This is a genomic window from Vibrio sp. 10N.222.55.C6, from assembly GCF_041473395.1.
GTDB classification, from domain to species: domain Bacteria; phylum Pseudomonadota; class Gammaproteobacteria; order Enterobacterales; family Vibrionaceae; genus Vibrio; species Vibrio crassostreae_C.
Genome location: NZ_JBFRSD010000092.1, coordinates 1 through 409, shown reverse-complemented (window position 1 = coordinate 409; position 409 = coordinate 1). Strand labels below are relative to the sequence as shown.

General features: G+C 46.0%; 1 protein-coding gene. It reads right to left on the bottom strand.

The window, feature by feature from the left end:
* Window positions 1-409: delta-class carbonic anhydrase (locus AB4486_RS22690; RefSeq protein ID WP_372118731.1), on the bottom strand; the 409-nt coding region annotated here is incomplete at both ends.

Here is a 409-nt window from a genome sequence, read left to right as displayed (position 1 = left end):
CCATGTGACTTGGAACGGTGAACCTTGTTCGTTGTAACCTGGGCCCGTAGTCGAGCCTGCATATTGAATGGCAGAACCTGTATTTTGTGGAATGTTCGTCGCTTGGTGCAAACCATTCACTTTAGAGTGCTTAGCTAGCTCTTCAAAATCGAGCGCTTTGTTATCATTCACTAAGACGTAGACTTGGGTTTCTACACGTAGCTGAGGGTTAGTAATTGCATCATTGAAACACGCCCCTAATGTTTCACCCGGCTCCACTTGCGCCGTTGAGTACACATAATGCACTTCAATAGTATCACCGGAATGAAGCGAACCATGATCGCTCGGACAAACCTTACCCTCAAATGGTTTTAGTTCAGCCTCGCTTAGCTTACCTGTGTATTTGAATCCACTTTGGAAACCTTTGCCG